Source organism: Oceanobacter mangrovi (assembly GCF_019740315.1).
In the GTDB taxonomy this organism is placed as follows: Bacteria; Pseudomonadota; Gammaproteobacteria; order Pseudomonadales; family Oceanobacteraceae; genus Oceanobacter; species Oceanobacter mangrovi.
In genome coordinates, this window is sequence record NZ_JAHXZR010000005.1 from 308,252 (window position 1) to 334,127 (window position 25,876).

At 55.6% G+C, this 25,876-nt stretch carries 19 protein-coding genes; 11 read left to right on the forward strand and 8 right to left on the reverse strand.

Annotation, left to right across the window (positions count from 1 at the left end):
• The 3 genes from K6123_RS13010 (at position 1) to wrbA (ending at position 3,178) form a co-directional block, all read left to right on the forward strand.
• Positions 1-1,731 carry a proline--tRNA ligase gene (locus K6123_RS13010; protein WP_221798377.1) on the forward strand — a complete coding sequence of 577 codons (1,731 nt, stop codon included), beginning with the start codon at positions 1-3 and terminating at the stop codon, positions 1,729-1,731.
• Positions 1,725-2,315, forward strand: a complete 591-nt coding sequence (locus K6123_RS13015) for a lytic transglycosylase domain-containing protein (protein WP_343223995.1) — start codon at positions 1,725-1,727, stop codon at positions 2,313-2,315. Before K6123_RS13010 ends, K6123_RS13015 begins: the two co-directional genes overlap by 7 nt.
• 266 nt (positions 2,316-2,581) lie before the next feature.
• Complete coding sequence (gene wrbA / locus K6123_RS13020) at positions 2,582-3,178, forward strand: NAD(P)H:quinone oxidoreductase (protein ID WP_221798379.1); 597 nt, start codon at positions 2,582-2,584, stop codon at positions 3,176-3,178.
• Positions 3,179-3,382: 204 nt separating this feature from the next.
• On the opposite strand, the gene K6123_RS13025 is transcribed toward wrbA, so the two are convergent.
• The 7 genes from K6123_RS13025 to K6123_RS13055 form a co-directional block, all read right to left on the reverse strand.
• A complete protein-coding gene (locus K6123_RS13025; protein WP_221798381.1) occupies positions 3,383-5,104 on the reverse strand; it encodes a putative bifunctional diguanylate cyclase/phosphodiesterase in 1,722 nt (573 codons plus the stop codon).
• Between the two features lie 37 nt (positions 5,105-5,141).
• Entirely contained in the window at positions 5,142-7,004 is a 1,863-nt protein-coding gene (locus tag K6123_RS13030; protein ID WP_221798383.1) for a CHASE domain-containing sensor histidine kinase, read from the reverse strand.
• A 197-nt stretch (positions 7,005-7,201) separates the two neighbouring features.
• The gene (apbC, locus tag K6123_RS13035; RefSeq protein ID WP_221798385.1) at positions 7,202-8,296 is read right to left on the reverse strand and encodes an iron-sulfur cluster carrier protein ApbC; all 1,095 of its coding nucleotides are present in this window, start codon (positions 8,294-8,296) and stop codon (positions 7,202-7,204) included.
• Between the two features lie 152 nt (positions 8,297-8,448).
• Entirely contained in the window at positions 8,449-10,080 is a 1,632-nt protein-coding gene (locus K6123_RS13040) for an ABC transporter ATP-binding protein (protein WP_221798386.1), read from the reverse strand.
• Positions 10,081-10,082: 2 nt separating this feature from the next.
• Positions 10,083-11,477 (reverse strand): ABC transporter permease, encoded by a 1,395-nt coding sequence (locus K6123_RS13045; protein WP_221798388.1) that lies wholly within the window; start codon positions 11,475-11,477, stop codon positions 10,083-10,085.
• Positions 11,477-12,454, reverse strand: a complete 978-nt coding sequence (locus tag K6123_RS13050) for an ABC transporter permease (RefSeq protein WP_221798390.1) — start codon at positions 12,452-12,454, stop codon at positions 11,477-11,479. The genes K6123_RS13045 and K6123_RS13050 overlap by 1 nt, the downstream gene beginning before the upstream one ends.
• Positions 12,454-14,844, reverse strand: a complete 2,391-nt coding sequence (locus K6123_RS13055; protein ID WP_221798392.1) for an ABC transporter substrate-binding protein — start codon at positions 14,842-14,844, stop codon at positions 12,454-12,456. The genes K6123_RS13050 and K6123_RS13055 overlap by 1 nt, the downstream gene beginning before the upstream one ends.
• Positions 14,845-15,160: 316 nt before the next feature.
• On the opposite strand from K6123_RS13055, the gene K6123_RS13060 reads away from it, so the two are divergent.
• The 3 genes from K6123_RS13060 to K6123_RS13070 are packed head-to-tail and all read left to right on the forward strand — an operon-like array spanning position 15,161 to position 19,675.
• Positions 15,161-16,141 carry an AAA family ATPase gene (locus K6123_RS13060; protein WP_343223996.1) on the forward strand — a complete coding sequence of 327 codons (981 nt, stop codon included), beginning with the start codon at positions 15,161-15,163 and terminating at the stop codon, positions 16,139-16,141.
• Positions 16,141-17,364 carry a DUF58 domain-containing protein gene (locus tag K6123_RS13065; RefSeq protein ID WP_221798396.1) on the forward strand — a complete coding sequence of 408 codons (1,224 nt, stop codon included), beginning with the start codon at positions 16,141-16,143 and terminating at the stop codon, positions 17,362-17,364. The genes K6123_RS13060 and K6123_RS13065 overlap by 1 nt, the downstream gene beginning before the upstream one ends.
• On the forward strand, positions 17,345-19,675 hold the full coding sequence (locus K6123_RS13070) for a transglutaminase TgpA family protein (protein WP_221798398.1): 2,331 nt from the start codon (positions 17,345-17,347) through the stop codon (positions 19,673-19,675). The genes K6123_RS13065 and K6123_RS13070 overlap by 20 nt, the downstream gene beginning before the upstream one ends.
• Positions 19,676-19,721: 46 nt before the next feature.
• Here K6123_RS13070 and K6123_RS13075 read toward each other — a convergent pair whose 3' ends face one another.
• Complete coding sequence (locus K6123_RS13075) at positions 19,722-20,153, reverse strand: hypothetical protein (protein WP_221798400.1); 432 nt, start codon at positions 20,151-20,153, stop codon at positions 19,722-19,724.
• Positions 20,154-20,556: 403 nt separating this feature from the next.
• Between K6123_RS13075 and rsxA the strand changes: the two genes are divergently transcribed.
• From rsxA to rsxG, 5 genes are read left to right on the forward strand one after another with little or no spacing between them, the layout of a single operon-like run.
• Positions 20,557-21,138 carry an electron transport complex subunit RsxA gene (rsxA, locus tag K6123_RS13080; RefSeq protein WP_221798402.1) on the forward strand — a complete coding sequence of 194 codons (582 nt, stop codon included), beginning with the start codon at positions 20,557-20,559 and terminating at the stop codon, positions 21,136-21,138.
• 21 nt (positions 21,139-21,159) lie between these two features.
• Positions 21,160-21,834, forward strand: a complete 675-nt coding sequence (gene rsxB, locus K6123_RS13085; RefSeq protein ID WP_221798404.1) for an electron transport complex subunit RsxB — start codon at positions 21,160-21,162, stop codon at positions 21,832-21,834.
• Complete coding sequence (gene rsxC, locus K6123_RS13090; RefSeq protein ID WP_221798407.1) at positions 21,831-24,167, forward strand: electron transport complex subunit RsxC; 2,337 nt, start codon at positions 21,831-21,833, stop codon at positions 24,165-24,167. The genes rsxB and rsxC overlap by 4 nt, the downstream gene beginning before the upstream one ends.
• Positions 24,167-25,213 carry an electron transport complex subunit RsxD gene (gene rsxD / locus K6123_RS13095; RefSeq protein ID WP_221798409.1) on the forward strand — a complete coding sequence of 349 codons (1,047 nt, stop codon included), beginning with the start codon at positions 24,167-24,169 and terminating at the stop codon, positions 25,211-25,213. The genes rsxC and rsxD overlap by 1 nt, the downstream gene beginning before the upstream one ends.
• On the forward strand, positions 25,213-25,875 hold the full coding sequence (rsxG, locus tag K6123_RS13100; RefSeq protein ID WP_221798410.1) for an electron transport complex subunit RsxG: 663 nt from the start codon (positions 25,213-25,215) through the stop codon (positions 25,873-25,875). Before rsxD ends, rsxG begins: the two co-directional genes overlap by 1 nt.
• Position 25,876: the final 1 nt, after the last annotated feature.

The window sequence follows — 25,876 nt, forward strand, 5'->3', positions numbered from 1 at the left end:
ATGCGCGCAACTGAATTTTTACTCGCTACTGAAAAAGAAACTCCGGCCGACGCCGTTGTCGTCAGCCACCAGCTGATGCTGCGGGCCGGTATGATCCGCAAGCTGGCCGCCGGTCTGTATACCTGGATGCCGCTGGGCCTGCGTACCTTGCGCAAGGTTGAAAACATCGTTCGTGACGAGATGAACAAGGCTGGCGCGCAAGAAGTCCTGATGCCAGCAGTGCAGCCGGCAGAACTGTGGGAAGAAACCGGTCGTTGGTTCCAGTACGGTGGCGAACTGCTGCGCGTAAAAGACCGTCACAACCGTGACTTCTGTATTGGCCCAACCCATGAAGAAGTCATCACCGACATGGCCCGCAACCAGCTCAGCAGCTATAAGCAGCTGCCGGTTAACCTGTATCAGATCCAGACCAAGTTTCGTGATGAAACCCGCCCACGCTTTGGTGTAATGCGTGCCCGTGAATTCATCATGAAAGACGCCTACTCGTTCCACGCTAACGAGGAAAGCCTGCAGGACACCTACGACAAGATGCACGCTGCCTACTGCAATGTGTTCAACCGTATGGGGCTGGACTTCCGGCCAGTAATGGCAGACACCGGCTCCATCGGTGGTGCCAAGTCACACGAATTCCAGGTACTGGCTGATTCCGGTGAAGACGATATCGTATTCTCCAACGGCAGCGATTACGCCGCCAACGTCGAACTGGCCGAAGCCCTGCCACCAGTCGGCGAGCGCGCAGCGCCAACCCAGGACATGCACGTCGTCGACACGCCAAATGCCAAAACCATCGCAGCACTGGTTGAGCAACACGGCATCGCCATTGAAAAAACCGTCAAGACCCTGATCGTCCGAGGTGAAGCCGATGAAGACGGCAACTATGAGCTGATCGCCCTGCTGGTTCGCGGCGACCATGAACTGAATGAAATCAAGGCCGAGAAAATCGACGGCGTTGCTTCACCATTCCAGTTTGCCAACGAAGAAGAAATGCGCCCGGTTGTGGGAGCAGGCCCTGGCTCTATTGGCCCGGTCGGTCTGAACATGCGCATCATCGCTGACCACGCCCTCAGCATCAGTTCCGACTTCGGCGCTGGCGCCAACATTGATGGCAAGCACTACTTCGGCATCAACTGGGAACGCGACCTGCCACTGCCAGAATTCGCTGACCTGCGAAACGTAGTTGCCGGTGACCCAAGCCCATGTGGCAATGGCACCATCGAAATCAAGCGTGGTATCGAAGTGGGCCACATCTTCCAGCTCGGCACCAAGTACTCCGAAGCCATGAAGGCCACCGTGCTGGATGAAAACGGCAAGGACCGCACCATGATCATGGGCTGTTACGGCATTGGCATCAGCCGCGTGGTCGCTGCCGCTATCGAACAGAACCACGATGCCAACGGCATTATCTGGCCTGACGCCATTGCGCCGTTCCACATTGGTATCGTGCCGATGAACTACCACCGTTCCGAAGCCGTACAGCAAGCCACTGACAAGCTGTATGCCGAGCTGGTCGCCGCCGGTTATGACGTCTATCTGGATGACCGCGACAAGAAGACCAGCCCGGGGGTCAAGTTCGCCGACATGGAACTGATGGGCTTCCCGCACCGTCTGGTGATTTCCGACAAGGGCCTGGAAGCGGGTACCGTGGAATACAAGGCCCGTCGCAGCGACGACAAGCAAGATATCGACGTTGACGGCCTGATGGACTTCCTGCAGCAACAGGTGCAGTGCTGAACGCCCGTCACTGTCTGACACTCTGCCTGCTGTGGTTGCTGAGCAGCCACAGCCTTGCAGAGGCTATGCCCAACCCTGACCCGGAACTTCGGCAGGCGTTGCTATCGGCGGTGTCGTCCGCCGAATCCTTCCCCGATCGTTTCGACGCCGAAGTCTGGCTGATGGACATGCAGTCCCGTCTTGACCAGATGAAATGGATCAAGCTGAAAAGCAAGGCCAAACGCGTCGAGTTTCTCAAGCACGTCCATCAGGAAGCCAGCCGCGCCGGTATTTCGCCGGAACTGGTATTGGCAGTAATTCAGGTAGAAAGCGCCTTTGACCGCTTCGCCGTCTCCCGCGTTGGCGCCCAGGGCTATATGCAGATCATGCCGTTCTGGAAACAGGAAATTGGCCGCGACGACGACAACCTGATGGCGATGGCCACCAACCTGCGGTATGGCTGCACTATCCTCAAGCATTACCTCGATAAGGAAAAAGGCAATTGGATCCGGGCGCTGGCGCGTTACAACGGCAGCCTTGGCAGAACCGTCTATCCAGAGAAAGTGATGGCAGCCTGGGAAAAATACTGGTTCGTTAACTACTAATAACCCTCAAATTAAGCACCCTGTTGCAACGCTCTGATGCCTGCTGCGTTGCTATATCGACAGAATTCGCCAAACCCGCCGAACAAATAGACAAAACCCAGATAAAAGCTCCCCTTTCAGCCCTTCACTGCCAATATTTTCGAAAAAATAGAATCTATTGATTCAATTTATCCAATTTTATGAAAAGCACTACTGCTTAATACTCCCCGGCACCGAATAACACCGCACCTGGTTACCCAAATTTCTGAAACTCCAAGGAGTTATTTATGAGCAAAGTTCTGGTTCTCTACTACTCTTCCTACGGCCATATCGAAACCATGGCTAACGCAATCGCTGAAGGCGCCGCCAGCGTTGCAGGTACTGAAGTCGTAATCAAACGAGTACCAGAGTTGATGCCTGAAGACGTCGCAAAAGCGGCTGGTGTGAAACTGGAGCAGCAAGCAGATATTGCCACGCCAGCAGAACTGGCCGACTACGATGCCATTATTTTTGGTACCCCGACCCGCTTCGGTAATATGGCCAGCCAGATGCGTAACTTTCTGGACCAGACCGGCGGTCTGTGGGCCGAAGGAAAACTGCAGGGAAAAGTGGGTTCCGTATTCACCAGTACTGGTACCGGTGCAGGAAACGAAACCACCATTACATCGTTCCATAACACCCTGATGCATCACGGCATGGTCATTGTCGGAGTCCCTTATGCGATCCCGGAAATGTTTGATATGTCTGAAGCCCGCGGTGGCTCACCTTATGGCGCAGGTACAATCGCTGGTGGTGACGGCTCACGTACTCCATCGGAAAAAGAAATCACCATCGCAAAATTCCAGGGTCAGCACGTTGCCACTATTGCCGCCAAACTGGCATAAGCGACAACGCCCTGAGACCATCCGTAACAGATACTGATACGAGTGGTATTGCTGCCACAGCACCTCCCAAATAAAAAAGCAGCCAGGATGGCTGCTTTTTTATTGTCCGGGAAAACTTCAGCACCCGAACTTTCAACCCGCCCCAACTTTCAACCTGTTCAATGGCAGCCCGCACTTTTTACGCAGTATGCAAAACGACGGATATTAGCAAGAGCCGGATTCCGAAGTTAACCAACCAAACTCAAATTCGCTCAGAGGCAAAGGCTTTGAAAACAGAAAACCCTGCATTCGACCAACCCCGAGGCTAACGCAAATATCTCGTTGCAGTTCAGTCTCTATTCCCTCTGCCACTGTTTGATAACCCAGAGAATGAGCAAATGAACAGATGGCCTTGAGCAATCTGGCATCACTTTCCTGTTGAATTGATGACACGAACGTCCGATCTATTTTAAGGATATTAAACGGGTAATCCTTGAGATGAGCCAACGACGAATATCCTGTTCCAAAATCGTCCAGCGACAAATTAACCCCAAGATTCGCCAATGCTGTCAGCTGATCCAGCACCACCAGACTGTTCTCCAGACAGCTTTCCGTCAACTCCAGTTCGAGCCTGGCAGGCGGTATCTGGTAATGCTCCAGACAATAATGCAGATGGCTGAGCAAGCCATGATCCTTAAGCTGACGCGCAGACAAATTAGCCGCGATAGAGAACGTCAGTGAACGGGAAAGTCCATATTGCTGTCGCCAACGCCCGAATTGCTGGCAAGCCTTTGTCAGAACCCAGCGCCCCATTTCATTAATAAAGCCGGTTTCTTCAGCGATGGGAATAAACTCTGCCGGGCCAATCAGACCTCGCACCGGATGATTCCAACGCACCAGCACCTCAACACTGGACATCTCACCCGTCGTACCATCAATCAGCGGCTGGTAATAAAGCTCCAGTTGATCCAGATACAGCGACTTCTTTAAATCATTTTCCAGCTGGATGCGGTTTTCCATCGCCGAGTGAAAACGCTGGGAATAGTACTGCACCTGATTACGCCCCAGCTCTTTGGAACGGTACATGGCGACATCCGCTGATTTCATCAGCTCGACCGGATCACTTCCGCACTCAGGGTAGACAGCCACGCCAATACTGACCGAAATATCCACTGGCGCACCATTGATCACAACCGGATCTGCCAGCGAGTCAAACAGACGTTTGACCAACAGGCGAATCTGATCAACACGCTCCAGATCGTGCACCAGGATGGCGAATTCATCACCGCCCAACCGACACAAATTGTCACCATCACGAATCGACAGCTCCAGCCGGCGGGCAACCTTGACCAGGTACTCATCACCCGCGACATGCCCCAGGGTGTCGTTGATATTTTTGAACTTGTCGAGGTCGAGCAATAACAACGCCAGATTGCGGCCGTTGCGCCGGGCTTGTGGAATCGCATCTTGCAGAGCCTGATCAAAGAAATAGCGATTCCGCAAACCGGTCAGGCTGTCATGCTCGGCCAACTGGCGCAATTGCAGATGGCTTTCCGATATCCGTCGTTCCAGTTCGTAACGTTCGGACGCCAGTAGAATCGAACGTTTCAGCCGTATTCCACTCAGCTCCCCTTTCATCAGAAAGTCCTGCGCACCCGCCTCAACACATCGCAGCGCCAACTCCTCGTCATTGCTATGACTGACCATCACCACCGCTGCCGAGAAGCCTTGCAGACCACGCAGCTCCCGCAGAACCTCGATACCATTGGATGGTGGTAAGCGATAATCGAGCAGAATGACGTCGTACTGTTTATCCCTGGCCCAGGCGATTCCCTCTTCCGGAAAGCCGGTCTGATCAATCTGACCGATGCTCAGTTCCGATTCTTTCAACGTGCGTATTGCTGCCATCCGGTCGATTACATCGTCGTCGATGATTAATATTTTCATACTGGTATTCTGCAGTCCTGATAAGCCACTAACTTCATCATCTGGCTGACAGCGACGTGTCGGCTCCAACCACGCCGTCGGTACTGTCCGTGTCCTTTGTGCTTAGCCTGCGAGGCTTGATTTCGCTGGGCCAGTCAAACACAAATGAGGTGCCTCGTTTACCGTCGGATTGGACATAAACATGGCCGTCGTAGCGCTCAACAATTTTCTTCACAATCGCCAAACCCAGGCCACTGCCTTCCACCTCATCTCTGGGCTTGAGGGTATGAAACAATTCAAACACGGCATCCTGATATTTTTGGGGAATTCCCGGCCCATCATCCGATACCGAAAAATAGTACTTGCTGTTGGCCGCCCAGCTTTTGACCTTGAGGGTGCCAAACGCCTTGTCGTGGTGCTTCAGGGCATTGGCCATCAGATTGCGCATGACCTGATCAAAAGGCGCTGACAGGGTTGTGATTTCTCCAACCTTGTCGTCACAAACCAGCGAAAAACTTTCTGGTGGGGCCAGCAGCACAAAAAGCTCCCTGATTCTGTCTGCAATGATGAAAGTTTCTGGCTTGCCCTCATCGCGGCCAATTCGGGAATAGCCCAACAGGCCATCCAGCAAGGATTCCAGCCGCTGGATACGACCTTTCAGCAGATCCAGATAATCCCGGGTTTGAGCCGACAAGGTGCCTCGAAGATCGTCTTCAATCCATCCCGCCAGCTGGCCTATGCCACGCAGCGGCCCCTTGAGATCATGGGAAGCCACGAAAGCGAACTGGTCCAGTTCCTTATTGGCTTCCAGTAATTCGTTGTTGCGTTGCTGCAATCTCTCACGCGCCAATTCCAGTTCTTGCTGGCGGACTCTTAAATCCCTTGTCACCTGATGTGAATAATCAATAGCGTTTTGGCGACTCCGTCCCAGGACAACGAAGATCAGCAACAACATGCTATCGATGAGAATACCGCCTGCCAGGATGAACCAGGGTTGCACGTGATTTTGCTGATTCCGAAACAGCGTCGAAGACTGCACCACAAAGGTCCACTCACGACCATACAGTTCAATTGTCTGGCGGGTTGTGAACAAGGGGCTGGCATCGTAGTTTTCGGAGCGCTCAGTCAGCTCGTTGTAAAGCTCTACCTCGCCATCAGCAATACTGAAGTTCACCTGCCGGTTGCTGTTGGCCAGGGTCCCGCCCATCAGCTTGTGCATGATAAAGGGTGAATATACCAGGCCAAGAAAGTTGCCCTTACCGTAAAGCCGTTCCCGGCTGTCCTGGGAAAACCAGGGCGCATAAAACAGGAATCCAGGCGTTTTACGAGTGTCCTGGACCAGAGTAATTGGCCCGGTTATCTGTACGCTGGCGGTCTTGCGGGCCTTGAGCGCGGCGTTATAGCGGTTCGCTTCATGAGCAACGTCCAGGCCAACCGCTTTTAGGTTGTCCGACTGAGGCTCGATGTAGGCAATGGGCCAGAATTCAGGGTTTGAGTGTTCAGGGTGAATCGTATAATCCGGCATTTCAAGGCGCAGCCAGGACAGGTAAGCGTCTTTCTTGGCGGGAGGTACATAGTGAATCACACCGATACCGTTAATACCGGGATAACGATCCTGAATGTGCAAGGTATCGGCAAATTTTTTCCAGTCAGAGCGGGTAAACTCATCTTTGACATTGAGGGTTGCGACCCCCGCCCACAGCGCTTCTTCGTATTTAGCCATGCGCTCCTGCACCAGATCGATAATCTGGCTGGCCTGATATTCAAACAAGGCTCTGGACTTTTGCTCCGCGTTTTCCGCTGAAATGTACCAGGCACTGACAGTGAGGATCAGCGATAAAACCAGTACAGCCCAATGGTACCAATGCAAGCGTCCCGTTGATGGGACATCACTGGCGAGCGGCGCTGGCGAATTTTGCATCAAGACATACCTGCCGGTGAATAGCTGCTGTTAATCCCAGACTAGTATGAAAACCGCCGGATACCAACATTGGGCAGTATAGGCGCCAACAGGCGAGCTGGCGGCCTGAGGTGCCACCAGCACTGTGGATGTGACATTTAAAAAGTACGGTGGCTGGTTGCCAGCAATCACCCCGCAGTATCAGGATTATTGCCCGATCAGTCGTCGGAAATCTCAATGGTCGGCATGTCGGCCGCAGCTACTCCGCCACGAGCCAGCGCCACGGCCATCCGCCGTGCGGCATGCCGATACATCATGGCGACTTCCGAGCTGTCATCCGCAGCCACAACCGGTGTACCCGCATCAGCCTGTTCGCGAATATATTTGGCCAATGGCAAGGAACCCAACACTTTGGTGTTGTAGGTTGCCGCCAGCCGGTCGGCGCCGTGTTCACCAAAGATATGCTCTGCATGACCACAGCTGGAGCAAATGTGCATGCTCATGTTTTCAATCATACCAAGCACCGGAATGCCAACCTTGCGGAACATCTCGACGCCTTTTTTGGCATCCGCCAGCGCGATGTCCTGTGGCGTGGTCACAATCACGGCACCGGCAACCGGGAATTTCTGGCTCAGCGTCAGCTGGATATCACCCGTGCCCGGCGGCATGTCGATCAGCAGGTAATCCAGTTCGCCCCACTGGGTCTGGTTCATAATCTGCATCAACGCACCGGCAACCATGGGGCCACGCCACACCATCGGGGTGTCTTCAGTGACCAGGTAAGCCATCGACATGGTTTTGATGCCATGGGCTTCAATCGGCACAAACCACTTGTTATCAATGGTTTCCGGCCGGGTACCATCGGCTACGCCAAGCATAATGCCCTGACTGGGACCATAAATATCGGCATCCAGCAGACCGACTTTGGCGCCGTCCTTGGCCAGCGCCAGCGCCAGATTGACGGTGGTGGTCGACTTGCCAACACCGCCTTTGCCGGAAGCAATGGCAACAATATTTTTCACCCCGGCCAGCGCCTCACCACCGTCGTGGCTCTTGTGGGAATCCACATGCCAGCCGATGTTAACCGTCGCGGCGTCACAGCCGTCGAGGTTTTCCAGTGCAGTTTGCAGCAGCTGGGCAACCCCGCCCTTGAGGAATTCGGAGGGATAATCCAGCTCCAGCTCGACATCCACCCGCGTCCCTTCGATCTGCACCGAGCGCAACGCACCGGCACTCAGCAAGTCAGTTTCCAGATAAGGGTCGGTGTAACTTGCCAGGGCGCTTTCCACCTGGGCTTGGGTCAGTTGGCTCACAGAATTCTCCATCAGGCGACAGCCCTGGGCGGGCTGCCGTTACAAAATCAGTTTCGAGGTTATGGTGGCGGACGGTGAGGATTCAAGTCCTGCCGGAATATTTCCGTGTTGGGCAGTCAGGTATACGCCGCAAGCCGGCAAGTTTGCCCGCTTCAGCCAAGCGCCTGAATCACCGGCGCCGCCGCCAACAGTGCCTGGGTATAAGGGTCCTGCGGCTGATTCATCACCTGATCACACAATCCCTGTTCCACCAGTACGCCGTTTTTCATCACCGCCACCCTGTGGGCCAGATGCGGAATGATCGACAGGTCATGGGTGATAAACAGATAACTGAGGCCCATTTCCCGTTGCAGCTCCAGCAGCAACTCCATCACCTGCCCACGAATGGAAACGTCCAGCGCACTGGTTGGTTCGTCACAGATGATCAGCTCTGGCTCCACGGCAATCGCCCGGGCGATGGCAATACGCTGGCGCTGACCACCGGAAAACTCGTGCGGATAACGATCCAGATGCTCGGCCGCCAGCCCAACCCGCACCAATAGCTGGCTGAGTTTTTCTTCCTGGCGGCTTTTACGCTGACCTGACGTTTCAGCCAGCCCCAAGCTGCGCATGCCTTCGGCGAGAATCTCGCGGATCGTCATACGCGGGTTCATCGACGAAAACGGGTCCTGAAAAATCACCTGAATACGTTTTCGATAAGGCAAAAACGCTTTTTGATCCAGTTCACTGATCGCCTGACCGTCAAAGCTCACCCGACCTTCGGTCGCTGCTTCCAGCGCCAGAATCGCCCGCCCAACGGTGGACTTGCCCGAGCCGGACTCACCGACCAGAGCCAGGGTTTCGCCTTTATGAATGCTGAACGACACCCCATCCACAGCCTTGGTGTAACCCGCCACCCGCTGCAAAATACCCTGGCGTTGTGGAAACCAGACCTTGAGGTTGTCGACTTCCAGTAACGGCTGTGGCTCGGTGATGTGAGGCCGGAACTGGCGTTTGGGCAAGGAATGAATCAGCTGCTGACTGTAGTCGTGCTGCGGCGCGGCAAAAAATTCCTGACAAGGGCGGTATTCCAGAATGTCGCCGTGACGCATCACCGCCACCCGATCGGCCATTTCCGCCACCACGCCCATATCATGGGTAATCAGCAACACCGCCAGCCCACGAGCCCGGCGCAACTGATTCAGCAGTTCAAGAATCTGCTTCTGGATCGTCACATCCAGCGCGGTAGTTGGCTCATCGGCAATCAATAAATCCGGCTCACAGGCCAGTGCCATGGCAATCATCACCCGTTGTTTCTGACCGCCCGACAACTGATGCGGATACCAGTCGAGCCGCTGCCGGGCGTCCGGAATGCCGACTTCTTCCAGCAACCCCAGCACCGCCTGCCGACGTGCCTGGCCGCGCAGTTTTTTGTGCAGGGTAAGCACTTCGCCAACCTGCTGTTCGAGGGTTTTGACCGGATTCAGTGCCGACTGCGGCTCCTGAAAAATCATCGCCGCCCGAAAGCCCCGCACCCGGTTCATTTCGCTTTCGCTGAAGCTGAACAGTTCGTTATCACCAAGGCGCACGGAACCAGCCGTAATTGCCAGCGCATCCGGTAACAAACGCAACAGCGCCAATGCCGTCAGGGATTTACCGGAACCACTTTCGCCGACCAGCGCCAGAATTTCACCGGCATCAATATCAAAGCCGATGCCTTTCACCAGCGACCGCGCCGGGCTGGCGTCCGGGCCAGTGCTGGCGGGCAATTCAATGGTCAGGTTGAAAACATGTAACAAGGCCATTTTTACCCCACAGTCCTTGGATCAAAGGCATCACGCACCTTGTCGGCAAACAGATTGGCCGCCAGTACCAGCACAAACATCATGCTGAAGGCTGCCGCCACCGACCACCACACCACCGGCTCCCGTGACAGCTCGGCCCGGGCTTCGTTGATCATGTTGCCCCAGCTGGCCATCGACGGATCGACACCCACGCCTATGTAGGAAAGAATCGCTTCCGCCAGCACAAAGCCGCTGAAATCCAGCACCAGTGCAATCAGCACAATATGAGTGACGTTGGGCAGAATATGCTTGCCGATAATCCGGCCGTTACTGACGCCAAAGGCGCGCGCGGCCTGCACATAATCAAGCTGGCTGACCTTGAGGGTTTCGGCCCGCAACAGCCGACACAGGCCTGTCCAACTGGTCATGCCGAGAATGAAACACAGCGCCAGGAACTGGAAGTCCGCGCGCTCGGCAGTGAGCTGGAATTGTTCGGGATGGGTTTCGATATAAACGTCGATCAGCAGCACCGACGCGGCGATCAGGAGAATGCCCGGAATCGAACTCAAGGTGGTGTAAACGTACTGCACCAGATCGTCAACCCAGCCCTTGAAATAGCCGGCGGCAATGCCAAGACCGACCGCCAGTGGCAAGGTTAGCAGGGTCGCCAGAGTGCCAATCAAAACGCCGGTTCGCACCGCTTTAATGGCCTGAAACAGCACGTCCTGGCCGACCTTGTTGGTGCCCAGAATGTGGTAATAACCTCCCAGCTGCATCACCCAGGTGCTGACCAGCACCAGCGCGCCAAGTGTCAGCAGAATGCTTTTCCACGGCAGCCAGGCACTGGCTTGCAGGCCTTGCCCACTGGATAAACCCAGGCCCCAGCGTAAAACCCAGATCAGCAGCCACAATGCCAGCGTCAGCAAGGCCCCCACCACCAGAGCATGCATGGTGCGCTCAAATATATCGGCGCTGGCGGGTTTACCGGTGGGCAAATGACTGCCTGCGTGTTCCAGCCGTGGAAAATCGCGAACCACCTGACCACTGTCCAGGGTGCGGTTTTCTTTCGCAAACGAATAGATGGCAAATGGCTCAGAGTAGGTTTTCTCGTCGTTGCCCCGCAGGTCCTGCAACGTCAGATCCAGCAGGCTGTTGACTTCCTGGCTGTAATGCACCGTATCCGAACCTTCCAGCTGTTGTAATGGCAGCCGGAAGTGCACCGAATCCAGAAGAGCGATGGCCACATAAAACACAATCACCAGAAAGGAGGCGCTGCCCAGAGGTGAGACAAACACCTTGCGCCAGCGTTTACGTGTCACTGCATCACGCGCCAGATTGATAAAAAAGATCGCCAGCGTGACCACCAGCAAATAGATCAGCCAGTCGCTCCAGAGAATCGTCAGTTTGAAATCAGCCATCACGACAACCTCACGCGAGGATCAACCAGGGTGTAGGAAATGTCGGTCAGAATCAGCCCAACGATGTACAGCAGCGAACCCAGGAATACCATGCTGCGAACGATGGCAAAGTCCTGTGCCTGAATGGCATCGAGGGTATAACTGCCCAGCCCGGGAATGCCAAAGAAGGATTCAACCAGCAAACTGCCCATAAACAGCGATGGAATCACCACTACCACGCTGGTCAGAATCGGAATCAGGCCGTTAGGCAAAATATGCCGGAACAGTACAGTCAGCTCCGGCACGCCCTTGGCGCGGGCGGTACGCACATAATCCTTGCCCGCTTCTTCCAGAAACAGGGTGCGGTACAGCCGGGTGCCGCTGCCGATGCCCCCAATAACGCCAATAATCACTGGCAGAATCAGGAATTTGGCGGCATCCAGCCCTGCCAGATAGCCGGAAATCGGCACCAGATTCCACAGTTTGGCAAACAGGTACTGGCCAGCAAACACATAGAAAACACCGGAAATCGACATCAACACCACACAAGCCACCATGGCTGCGGTGTCAAACAGACTGGCGCGGAACATCACCACAAACAGCGCCAGCGCAATATTCACCGCCAGGCCGATCACAAAGGTTGGTAATGCCACCGCCAGACTGGGCCACATGCGCTGATAGATATCGGCGCTGATCGAACGGCCTTCATCCGACTTGCCAAAGTCGAGGGCAAACAGGCGAATCGACTTGTCGAAGAAAATGGTGTCTGTGAGTAACCCCTCACTTCCCTCACGGTCGTTCAGGAACAAGGGTTTGTCGTAACCCCGCTGGCTTTTCCAGGCTTCAATGGCTTGCGGATCAACGTACTTGTCGCCCAGCTGCACCCGAGCCATCTGGTCGGGGGTATTGACCATAAAAAATAGAGCAAAGGTCAGCAGGTTAACGCCGATCAGAATCGGAATGGCGTAGAACAACCGCCGGATAATATATGCCAGCATCAGCCTTGCCCTCCGTTGCTGTCGGTCGTTTGAGAAGAATTGGCTGGCGCGCCTGACGACCGTTTGAAAGCATCCATCACACGATAATTCTGTCGTTGCCGATAGGCCCGGTAACCTGGAATCATCAGCACCAGAATCACCAGTGCCACCAGAATCAGCGGCCACAATACCGGCTGATTACGTTGTTCGCGCAGCTCGGCCCGCATGTCGGTGTCGATCTTGCGATATTTCAGCGTCGCCGCACTGATGCCATGGGGTTTGGTATTTTTCACCCAGGGGTTGTCGAGCACGTAGGAATGCAGATGCAGACCCGAAGCCCAAGGTGCATCGTGCTGATAGATGGCTATCATGCGTTTGATAATCGCCAGTCGCTCCGGTGAATCCGGCATCAGCTTCATTTGCTCAAACAGCCGGTCGTATTCCGGGTTATGGTAATTGCTGGAGTTGACTCCGGCCCCGCCCGTCACCACCTGACCGTTCTTGCTGTACAGCAGGAACAGGAAATTCTCCGCATCCGGGTAGTCTGCCGACCAGCCCCACTGGAACATCTGGGCGTTGCCGGTGACCATTTTTTCCTTGAAGCGATTGTAGTCAGAGCCACGAATATTGAGCTGAATACCCAGCTTTTTGAATTGTTTGATCAACCAGATTTGCTGGGCACTGGCGGCGCCACCGCCAGTTGGGGTATCCAGATTCAGTACCAATGGCTCACCGGTTTGGGCGTCACGACCATCCGGATAACCGGCCTCGGCTAACAGCTGTCTGGCAACCTCAATGGATTTTCGTACCGGCGCACCCGGCTCGCTGGCACCCTCCTGACGAATGTTCGGGTCCCAGTCAAAGACATAGGAATTGATACCGTCCTGGCCTTGCTGGTAACCGAAAATCCCCGGCGGAATCGGGCTCTGGGCGGTTTCACCACGACCGTTGAGGAAGATCGAGATACGCTCTTCCTCGTTGTAGGCGATGGCAATGGCTTGTCTCAGCTTGCGGGCTTTTTCCTGCGCGACCGGGTCGGCTGGCTGATCCGAGTCCGGCAGCGGCTGGCCGCCAACAATCGGGTCGAGCATGTTAAAGCCGAAATAGTAGGTCACTGGCAGCACCTCAACGTTGAGTTTGATGCCCAGTTGTTTGAGTTCATCGCTAAGATCCACGCCAGTGGTGCCAATCGACACCGCCTGATCAAAGCTGTCACTGCTGATCCCCGAACGGTCGTAATAGCCTTGCAGGAACTTGGTCCACAGAGGAATGGATTCTTTTTCGAGCCGGAAAATCACCTCATCAATCATCGGCAGGCGTTTACCCGCGTCGTCCAGCAAACCGGCTTCGGCGTCGCCCGGTTCACCTTCTGTGGGGTAAAAATCGTCGCGATAATTCGGGTTACGTTGCAGCACAATGGCTTCATTGGGATCGTTCAAGGTCATCATAAATGGCCCACTGCCAACCGGGTGCCAGTCCAGCGTGATATTACGATCCGCCAGCCCGGGTTGATGATAAAACTCGTCCACCAGTTCAGGCACCGGCGCCAGGAACCGCATTGCCAGCCAATAGCGGAATTGTGGGTACTTGCCCTTCAGCTGAATACTGTAGCGATACTTGTCCAGCAGTTTGACGCCACTGAAGTCATAGTTGTCCAGATTCAGCCAGCGGGTTTGCTGATAACGCGGCTCATCGGCCAGTTGTTTGCGGGCCGCGGTCACCTGTTCGGCAAATTCATTCATGCCAACAATGTATTCCGCCAGCAGGCCGCGAATCGGCGATAAATTGGCCGGATCTGCCAGTCGTTTCAGCTGGTAGACGTAATCAGCCGCCACCAACTCACGGGTGTCAGACTCGGTGAAATCATCCAGCGTTTTAAAAGCCGCCGAGTCTGCCGCACTGGCAAACCGGTAGCGCGGTTGCGTGTCCTCACCCTGCTCTGATGAAGCCTGAGTGGCAAAGGCCGGATGCGGCTGGTAATAGGTCCCAGGTTTGAGCGTCAGTACGTAGGTGCTGTAAACCAGCTCGGGCGAATCTTCCGCCACCGGATTGCCATTGATGTCGGAATACACCACTTCCGGCATCGCCGTCAGGGTATTCGGCACCAGTTCGTAAGGACGCTTGAGATAGTGGTATTGCAGCGGCGGATCATAGATTTGATCAATAAAAACGCCTTCGTCAGCACTGTAGGAACGTACCGGGTCGAGATGTTTGGGGCGCTCGGAAAAGCTGGAATAGGCGATGATTTTCTGGCTGTCTTCGCCAGCCGGATGGGGGCTGTTCAGTGTAGTATCCGAGCAGGCCACCAGCGACGCCAGCAGAGCCAAGGCGATTAACCGCCTACCTGGCTGGCAAACGAACTGGTAACCACGGCTGACCTTGCAGCAAATATCCTTGACGATAGGCTTCATAAACTCCGCTGTTTCATCCCCAACGCGATGTTTGTCAGTGTGCCAGCAAATCAGATCGAGACAAGCCTTGCCATGCTGGACCAGGCGATGTGACCTCAGCAATGCCGCCTTATTCCCCAAGCCCGTCAGACACTGATGGCAAAGCGGCAACCGCCCGTTAAAACCGTCTATTGGTTCACAGTTCCGGGTTTTACTCCAACATCGCGGCTTGATTAGTATTCATCTCATCATGTGGTGGCCTGTATGGCGATATGATCCCGGCCATCCGATCAGCGACCCGCTTTCGCTATCTAACACTTATTAAGGAAGTATGATTGTGTCTAATCCGGCTGCCGCACTGCAACAACTCCACAAGAACCTTGCCACGGTCGTGCAATGCCAGCCGCAATCGCTGCTGTTTACCCTGGCGACGCTGTTGTGTCGCGGCCACCTGCTGATTGAAGACGCCCCCGGGCTGGGTAAAACCACCCTCGCCAAGGCGCTGGCCAAATCGGTACAAGTGGATCTCAAACGCCTGCAATGTACGCCGGATCTGATGCCATCGGATATAACAGGCGTTAGTGTCTACAACCAGAATAGCCATGAATTCCAGCTCATCAAAGGCCCGGTTTTCACCAACCTGCTACTGGCGGATGAAATCAACCGCACTACCCCGCGCACCCAGTCGGCATTGCTGGAAGCCATGGCCGAGTCTACCGTCAGCATCGACCGCGAGATTCATGCCCTGCCAGACGTGTTTATGGTAATCGCCACCCAGAACCCGCTCGAGTTCAGTGGCACCTACCCGTTGCCGGAAGCCCAGCTCGACCGTTTCCTGATGCGTATTTCACTGGGTTATCCGGACGAACAGCAGGAACTGAAAATCCTGCTGGGCCAGCAAAGCGGCCATCCGCTGGATCGTATCGAACCCGTGATGACCGAAAAATCCTTGATCGCACTGCAAAAACATTGTGAAAAAATCCCGCTGGCAGAAAACCTGCTGGGCTATATCAACCAGCTTGTGCGCGCCACTCGTGAACACCCGCAGGTACAGCTGGGTGCAAGCCCGCGCGGTGCGCTGGCACTAATGCGCACTTCCCGCGCCATGACGCTGTTGACCGGTAAAAAGCAGGTCACGCCCGCCATCATTCAGATGCTGCTGGAACCGGTCTTGAGCCACCGACTGATTTTCCGCGATCCGCGCCTGAATCAGCCGGAAACCCGTGCCGAGTTCTGGCAAAAGCTGATTGCCAGCATTCCACTGCCCGACCAGAACCAGGCTCCAGCCGATATCAGCGCGACCAGCGAAGCCGTCTAATGGACAGCCCGCAGGCAAATCAGGCAACCGGCCTGTTAATCCGCTATCTGGGCGGCCATCGACTGTTGCTGTTATTGGCGGTCGCTAGTTTTCTGGTGGCCTGGAACCGCGGTATTGCGCTGTTATACGGCATGTTCACGCTGGTTATTGCGTTATGGTTGGTAAGCTGGCTGATGCCCTTGTTGACCCTCAACAAGGTGCAGCTGACATTACGCCAGCTGGGCGAAACCACGGTCGGCGGCAAGCTGCGGCTGGAATACCGCTTTGAGCAAGCCGAAACCCTCGCGATGCTGGAAGTCGAAGCCTTGTTACCGTTTGCTGAACTGCAGCCCAGCCAGCGTTTGGCCGTGGCTGCCGCAGGTGATCGCCTGGAGCTGGAGTGTGAAGTCCACCAGCGTGGCGAATTCACCGTCAGCCAGGTAAGAGTCGGCTGTAGCTGGCCGTTTGGTCTCAAAACCCATTACCGCATCATCGATATCGAACCAGCCGTCATACGGGTTTACCCGGAGCGCTTTCGCATTCGTCAGCTGCCCGACTTCGCCAGCCAGATGGACGATATTCACGAACACCAGTTCGCCAGCCAGCAATTTGCCGAACACGAATACGCCGGTCTGCGTGAACACCGCCATGGCGATCCGCTGCGCAAGATTCACTGGGCCGCATCAGCCCGGTACCAGCAATTAATGGTGAAGGAATTCGACAGTTACGCCGATGCCGAATTTTTGCTGGTACTCGACACCCAGCCAGCTTCCAACCTTGGTGAAGCCCCCAGGTGCAGCTTTGAACTGGCAGTTTCGATTGCCGCTTCGCTGATGCAATGGGCTCAGCACCATCATATGCCGATGCGACTGATTGCCGGAGGCAGTCGGCCGATCGACTGCTCAGTCGCCAGCCACAGCGGTGGCACATCCGACTATATGGCAGCGCTGACAGCCGTTCAGGCCGATGGCCTGCAAAACTATCAACAGGAGTTCGACCGTGCCTTGTTACTGGCCGGGCAACGCGTCATTGGCATCAGCATCCGTAACAACAGCCAATTGCCGGAGTTACCGGCCTGGCGCGGTGCCCATCTGGATATTCGTCTCGAAGACCAGAGTTTTATTTATCCGCTGCAAAGCTATCCCGAAGGCTGGCAAAGCCTGCAGGATCAGCACGCAGTGATGGCCATCAGTGCCAACAGTCAGATGGAGGCGCTGTTTCGCCATGCCGTTCGAGTTTCCTGACAACCCTGCCAGCAACCTGGCTCGCAACGCCAATCTGAGGCTGGTGTTATGGCACAGCCTGCAGTTCAGCCTCGGCGTTGCTGGCGCTGCAGCGGCATTGAGCAATGTTGGTCTGGCACTGTTCGCTGTGCTGATTACCCTGCCTCTGACGCTGGCAACACTGACCATTGGCAGCCGGGCAGACGGCGAAAACGCCTTATTGACCACCTTTGCCAATGCCATCGCAGTCAGCGGCATGCTGTGCTTTGTGGCACTGTTATTGATGCTGTCGCTGCTGCCAGCACTGCTGGTATTGCTGTGGTTTGCCCAGCTGGCGATCAACCTCACGACCCGTAAGCCGCTGCAGCTCTACTTTGGCTTGCTGTCCGGTTTTGTCGCCCTGATGTTGGGTGCTGCGGAAACCATTAGTGGCAGCTATATCCTGTTGTTGGCGGTCTGGGGCTTCTGCATCAGCCAGCTGCTGCCGCAGTTATGGGTGCAGGGACGGGCCAGCAGTCTGCTGCTGATCAGCAATCAGCGCAGCACACCATCGGTGCTGAAACCGGCGCTGCTGGTGGTAGCGATTGCCGGACTGATTTATCTGCTGATGCCTCGACTGCCCGCCGCCAATGTCGGCGGTCGGCTGGCACATTCCAGCCAGCCACAACAAAACGCCGCCTGGCAAAGTCAGGCCGGTTTGCAGGACGGTACGGAAAATCAGAGTGATGATCAGATCAAGCGCGACGACAAGCTGTCAGAAGCCTATCAGGATGGCCCCAAGCCACTCTGGCAAGGCGATCATGACCGCCGCAGCGAATACGATTACCCCGGTTTTCGGGAGAGCTTTTCACTGGCAGAAGCCGCTGACAGTCGGCGTCAGGGCGATGGCCAGGATCTCAATGCCCTGATTGCAGTCATGCAGGCTCCGCACGGTGCGTATTTGAAAACCCGCACGTTCAACTATTTCGACGGCAGCAGCTGGAGCGTCAAGGGCGACCGTTTCCATAAATACCAGACCGACATCTCGGGTCATCTGGTGCTGCCGACAGCAGCACCTGCCGGCCCGGAAGCCGAGCAATACAGCCAGCAACTAACCTTCAAACAAACCATCAATGCCTGGATTCCTGCGGCGGGCGACCCGCAGGAAGTCTGGTTACCAAGCAATGTTATTGCGCTCGACCGCTGGAACCACCCGGTTGCTCCCGGAGCACTGCGGGCTGGTGACATCATCACGGTCAAATCCAGCCTCAATACCGTTTCCGGACGTATTGCCAACAGCGCTCCGCCGCCAGACTTCCGTGACCAGCAGTTGCCCCAGGATCTTGACCCCAGAGTGATTCAGCTGGCCTATCAAGTCACCAGCGGAGCCAGTTCACCACTGCAAAAAGCCGAACTACTGGAGCAACACCTGCGCAACAATTACCAGTACAGTTTTGACTCAATTTTTGCGTCGCAAGGGGTTACCCCGGTGGCCGAGTTCCTGTTTGAAAGCCGCCAGGGTCACTGCGAATATTTCGCCAGCGCCATGGCCATCTTGCTGCGTAGTCTGGAAATTCCGGCGCGACTGGTCACCGGCTTTTCCGCCACCACACAGAACCCGGTTACCGGCTATTTTGAAATTCGCGGGCTCGATGGCCACGCCTGGGTAGAAGCCTGGATCAATGGCCGCTGGCTGACGTTTGAACCGACGGCGTTTTATCAACTGCCCAGCCCCCAATCCGATAGCGAGCTGCAATCCAGTGCCGATCTGATTGATCACTACGTGGAACAACGCCAGCGTCAACAGGCGGCCACAGGAGCAGCTGGTTTTTCGATTTCCGCCATGCTGCGAGGGCTTTGGCAGATAATTTATCTGGGTTTGCTATTGCCTGCTGGAGTGCTGATCAAAACCCTGTTCTGGTTTTGGCCCGCCTGGCTGCTATTGGCTGGTCTGCTGGCAGCCAGCTGGATCTTCCGCGACCGGTGGTGGCCACAGAGCTACAGTCGCTGGATTCTCTGGCGTTTGCAGAAAGGTAAGCCAGCTGCGCGTCAGCATGAATTGCAGTGGAGTCAGCAGTGGCTGGAGCGGTTGGCAACCTTGCTGAAACAACCCCGTCAGCGCGGCGAGCCGGTAGAACAATGGTTGCAGCGCTTAAAAGTGACGACGGGCGATAGTGCCAGCGAGGAACTGGAGCAATGGAGCCGGTTCTACAACCAGCACTGGTATGGCACTGAAGGTGCCGATGTTGAAGCGGCCAACGCCAGTGCCGCATCCATACGGGCACTGGCGTTAAAACTGGCAATCCGGTTACAGCAAAAAGTGGCCGGTTTTAACAGCACCAAACGACGTTAACAGCCATGGGGCCCGCATGCCGGGACCCGGCAATGTTCGTGAGCGCTCAGTCTTCAATCACCCGACCGCGGTAAACACGGCGGGATTTTGGCTGGCTGTCAGCCGGTTTGGCTTCCACAGCAGACGCGCTGGCTGCGGTTGGTGCCGCCTTGCTGCCGCGATAAACGACCTTGTCAGAAGCTGATCCGGCGGCAGCACCACCGACATCAAAACGGCGGCTGCCACGATAGGTATTGGCGCCGTCAGACAGCACAAAACCCCGCGCCTGAAGTTCATTCAGAACCGCTTCAGACAAATGCTCAACAACGGTATTGGCGAGCTTGATCAGCTCCGGCTGACCGGAATGAAAAGACAAGTTAAGGATCGCCGCCATCCCGGCAGGTGCATCGCGCCAACGAATCTTGTTGCCGGTTTGCAGTTCAAATTTGAGTGCCAGATTGGCCATATGATGATTTGCAGCTGCGGACACATCAACCATTGCTATCTCCCTTTACCAAGTAACCACACTAGTAGCATGTCTATTCTGTCAGTCAGGGCGCCATTGTTGTCAAATTTTAGCCAGAAACAATATCTCTGAACACTTGCTAACCAACATTTCAGACAATTCCTGAATAACCATATATGGAATCACAAATTTGATTGATGCCAGTCTGGGAACAGTAAAAGTGACCTGGCTATCATGCCAATCCATCTGGCAGACGATAGAGTCGCTATTTGTTACAGCCACAGGTGATCAGTAATCATATGCTTATTACCAAAACAACTTAAAACCACCAATTCCATGCTTGAGGGAAATAATGCAAGTTTGGGATAATGCGCCCCCCTATTTTTCCCCTGGCTGTTTTTTGCACACATCAAACAGCCACGACCCGGAGCCCTGAATGACTGAGTATCTGCTGATTCTGGTAAGTACCATTCTGGTGAACAATTTTGTGCTGGTGCAGTTTCTCGGCCTGTGTCCGTTCATGGGTGTATCCAACAAACTGGAAACCGCTATTGGTATGGGCGCAGCCACCACCTTCGTGCTGACGCTGGCATCACTGTGCAGCTATGTGGTGTACAACTACCTGCTGGTGCCGCTCGATCTGGTGTACCTGAAAACCATCAGCTTCATTATGGTCATTGCCGTAGTGGTCGGTTTTACCGAATTGGCTATTCGGAAAACCAGCCCGATGCTGTATCGGGTTTTGGGTATATTCCTGCCGCTTATTACAACCAACTGTGCAGTTTTGGGTGTGGCCTTGCTGAATATCAAACGCGATAACAACCTGATCGAATCCATTCTGTATGGTTTTGGCGCTGCAGTTGGTTTTTCGCTGGTAATGGTGCTGTTCGCCGCCATGCGCGAACGTATTACCGTTGCCGACGTTCCCAACCCGTTCAAGGGTTCCGCCATTGCCATGGTGACTGCCGGACTGATGTCGCTGGCATTTATGGGCTTTACCGGCCTGGTCAGCATCTAATCCGACAAACGAGGCTCCTTCATGACCACTGTCATTATTGCTGTTAGTGTGCTGGCCATTCTGGCGCTGATTTTCGGTGCCGTACTGGGCTTTGCCGCTGTTCGATTCAAGGTAGAAGGCAACCCGATTGTCGACCAGATCAACGATCTGCTGCCACAGACCCAGTGCGGCCAGTGTGGCCATCCGGGCTGTAAACCCTACGCCGAAGCCATTGCCGCCGGCGACAAGATCAACAAGTGCCCGCCGGGTGGTGAAAGCACGATTCAGGCACTGGCCGACCTGTTGGGCGTGGAAGCTGAACCGCTCGATGCCGAACACGGTGCCGAAGCCGCTGGCCCGAAAGTCGCGGTGATTCGTGAAGATGAATGTATCGGTTGTACCAAGTGCATCCAGGCCTGCCCTGTTGATGCCATTATTGGTGCGGCCAAACAAATGCACACCGTGATTGCCGATGAGTGTACCGGTTGTGACCTGTGTGTTGAGCCCTGCCCGGTTGACTGTATCGACATGGTGGCCATTCAGCCGAATACCAGCAGCTGGTACTGGCAGACTCCCAAATCCGCTGTCGAGCTGATTGCGACCGACAGACAGCCTGCCAATTCCGACCGCTCATCCAGCCAGGATGACGACGACCCCGGTGACAATTCCACTGACGACGATTCCAATGACAACTCTGGCAAGGGGCAAGCCGCATGACCCATCTGATTCAGCTACACAGCTTTGATGGTGGTATTCATCCGGCCGAGAACAAGCAGCAAAGCACCCGCAAACCGGTGCAAATTGCACCCCTGCCAGCCGAACTGGTGTTGCCACTGGGCCAGCATATTGGCGCGCCAGCCGACCCCTGCGTCAGCGTTGGCGAACGGGTTCTGAAAGGCCAGAAGATTGCCGAGCCACACGGTTTTGTCAGTGTTGCCCTGCACGCACCAACATCTGGCGAAATCATTGCGATTGAAAAACGCGCCATTCCGCATGCTTCCGGGCTGCAAGATCTCTGCATGGTGATTCGCCCCGACGGCGAAGAACGCTGGATTGAACACCAGAGCCTGCTGACCGAACTGACGGTTGACGACCTCACGGACATCGAACCTGCCAAAGTGGTTGAACGTATTCGCGACTGCGGTATTGCCGGCATGGGCGGTGCGGGTTTCCCAACCTCGGTGAAACTGACCGTCAAGCGTGACGAACAGGGCAGCACCCCAATCGACACCCTGATTCTCAACGGTGCCGAGTGTGAGCCCTACATCACTGCCGACGACATGCTGATGCGCGAACGGGCAGACGAAGTGCTGCGCGGCGCCCAGGTCCTGCTGTACCTGTTGAATGCCGAGCGTTGCATGATCGGCATCGAAGACAACAAGCCGGAAGCCATTGCCGCCCTCAATGAAGCGGCCAAATCGTTGAATGAAGAACACCACATCGACGTGGTGACCATTCCGACCAAATACCCGTCAGGAGGTGAAAAGCAGCTGATCCAGATTCTGACCGGCAAGGAAGTCCCTTCTGGCGGCATTCCGGCCCAGCTGGGCATCGTCTGTCAGAACGTTGGTACCGCAGCAGCAATTTACCGCGCGGTTTACCACGGCGAACCCTTGATCAGCCGTATTGCCACCATCACGGGTGACGCCACCCGTGAGCCAGGCAACTGGGAAGTACTGCTCGGCACGCCGGTGTCACATCTGTTGCAGCTGGCGGGCTATCAGCCGCAACAGCAGCCACGGGTCATTATGGGCGGTCCGATGATGGGCTTCGCGCTGCCGCATACCGAACTGCCAGTCGTCAAAACCACCAACTGTCTGCTGGCCCCTTCCGAACAGGAAATGCCGGTCAACCAGATGGCAATGGCCTGTATCCGTTGCGGCATGTGTACAGAAGCCTGTCCGGCGCAACTGCTGCCACAACAACTGTATTGGTTCAGCCGCGCCGAAGAATACGACAAGGCCGAGCAGCATCACCTGTTCGACTGTATTGAATGCGGTGCCTGTTCCTACGTTTGCCCAAGCCAGATTCCGTTGGTGCAGTACTACCGTCACGCCAAGGGCGCCATTCGCGAAGAAAAGGCTGCCCAGGCCAAGTCTGAACGCGCTAAAGAACGCTTTGAACGCCGCCAGGCCCGCCATGAGCGTGAGCTGGAAGAGAAAGAAGCCAAGCGCAAGGCGCGTGCCGAAGCAGCCGCCCAGTCCGCCGCTGCCAAAAAAGCTGCTGGCAGTGATGACGCAGCCCCTGCTGCTGGAAACGCCAGTGCAGTCAGCGCCGATGCGCCGACAACCAGCCCGCAGCTGGAAAAACTGCAGAAGCAATTGACGGCCACCCAGACCGCCATTGCCAAAACGAAGGAAAAACTGGCCGAAGCCCAACAAGCCGTTGCGGCCGGTGATGAAGCCATGCAGACCAAGGTTGATGCCTTCACAGCGGCGCTGGAAAAATCCCAGACCAAGATGAAAGACATCGCCAGAGACATGGCCGCCGAGAAAAAAGCTCTCAAGGCTCAGGCGGCGGCACCCGCTGGCAACGCAGAAGGCGGCCCGGACAAGGGCGACCCGAACAGCCCGGATCGTCTGAAGCGCAAGTGGGAAACGGCCCAGGCTCGACTGGATACCGCGCTCAAGCGTCTGGCTGAAGCCAAAGCCGAGGGCCTAGACACGGTTGAGACTCTGCAAAGCGGTATCGACAAACAGCAGGCCCGTGTTGATGAAGCCAAAGCCGCTTACGAGGCGGCGTTGCAGGCTGAGCAAGACGGATCATCAGCCCCAGACGCTGCCGCCACCGAACAAGCCCCTGCAGCGGCGGATAGCGCTGCCGAAGCTGACTCGCTCAAAAAGAAAGTCCTCGCCCAGCAGGATCGCCTTGCCAAGGCCACTGAACGCCTGAACATGGCACAACAACAAGGTCTGGATACCGTTGAGGCGCTCGCCAAAGGCGTCGACAAGCAACAACAAAAGCTCGACGAACTGCAGCAGCAGCTGGCATCACTGACAGAAACAGCGGCCGCCTCGACCGCCAAAACCACTGAAGACGGAACCGTATAATGGCCTTGCTGACCTTATCGTCCCCCCACGCCCACGGCAGCAACAGCACCAGCAAAGTGATGCTGACCGTTATTCTGGCGACCTTGCCGGGTCTGGCGGTCACCACCGGCCTGTTTGGTTTTGGCACACTGGTGAATCTGCTGCTGGCTTCCGTAACCGCGCTGGTGACAGAAGCCTTGATCCTGAAAATCCGCAAGCGCCCAATCGGCTTTTTCCTGCGTGACTATTCTGCCCTGCTGACTGGCGTCCTGCTGGGGCTGGCTTTGCCACCGTTGGCCCCTTGGTGGATTACCGTGGTTGCCACCGCCTTTGCGATTATTTTTGCCAAGCAACTGTACGGCGGTATGGGCAACAACCCGTTCAACCCGGCAATGGTCGGTTATGCACTGGTGCTGGTGTCGTTCCCGGTGCAGATGACAACCAACTGGGCGGCCTCCAGCCAGATGGGTGTGGATCCAGCCGGTCTGGGTGATGCCTTGAATGCGATTTTTGGTGGCCATGTCAGCGATGCCTTTACCGGCGCGACGCCGTTGGATGCCTACAAACACCAGATTGCGGCCAAAACAGCCGAAGAAGTTTTGAAAGACAGCACCTTTAACGGCTTCCTCAACGGTGGCTGGGCCTGGGTCAACCTGGCCTATCTGGCTGGCGGCATTTTCCTGATATGGAAACGTATCATCAGCTGGCACATCCCGGTATCCATGCTGACAGCGCTGGCTCTTTGCTCACTGCTGCTGGGCTGGGACTCCGATATGTACACCCCGCTGTCACTGCATTTACTCAGCGGCGCCACCATGATTGGGGCCTTCTTTATTGCTACCGACCCGGTATCTGCCGCGACCACCCCGCGCGGGCGGCTTATCTATGGCGCCGGTACCGGTATTTTCCTGTATCTGATCCGTACCTGGGGCGCTTACCCCGACGCGGTCGCCTTCTCTGTGCTGCTGATGAACTTTGCCGCCCCTTTTATTGATGCCTACACCCAGCCACGTACCTATGGTCACGCCAAAGCGGCTCGCGGCCTGAAAAAACCGGGAGCCAAATAATGAAAGAATTACTGGCTTCGATCCGTAAAAACGCCATTGGCCTGGGGCTGTTTGCTGTGGTTACCGCTGGTGCCATTGCGGTTGCCCAGGTTGGTACGGCCGATCGTATTGAGCACAATCTGAAGCTGGCCCAGGCCAAAGCGCTCAATGAAATTGTACCGCTGGGCAGCTACGACAATGACCTGCTGGCCGACACCGTAGCGGTTGATGAACGCTTCAACCAGCAGCTGTTAGGGCCGATTGGTGAAAAAGCCCGCATCCATATCGCCCGTCAGGATGGCAAGATCAAAACCCTGATTTTGCCGGTGGTTGCTCCTGATGGTTACACCATGGAAATCGGTATGCTGGTTGGCGTCAACGCTGATGGCACTGTTGCTGGCGTACGGGTTATCAGCCATCGTGAGACACCCGGGCTGGGTGACAAGATTGATCTGAAAAAGTCCAACTGGGTGAGCGAATTTGAAGGTAAGTCACTGGCTCAAACCGGTGAAGACAAATGGGCGGTAAAAAAGGATGGCGGCGTCTTTGACCAGTTCACCGGTGCCACCATTACGCCTCGCGCAGTAGTCGGTGCGGTAAAACACGCGCTGATGTTTTTCCAGCAACACCAGACCCAGCTGTTGAATCTGCCACAGCCCGTTCACGCTTCGGAGGCGAACTGAT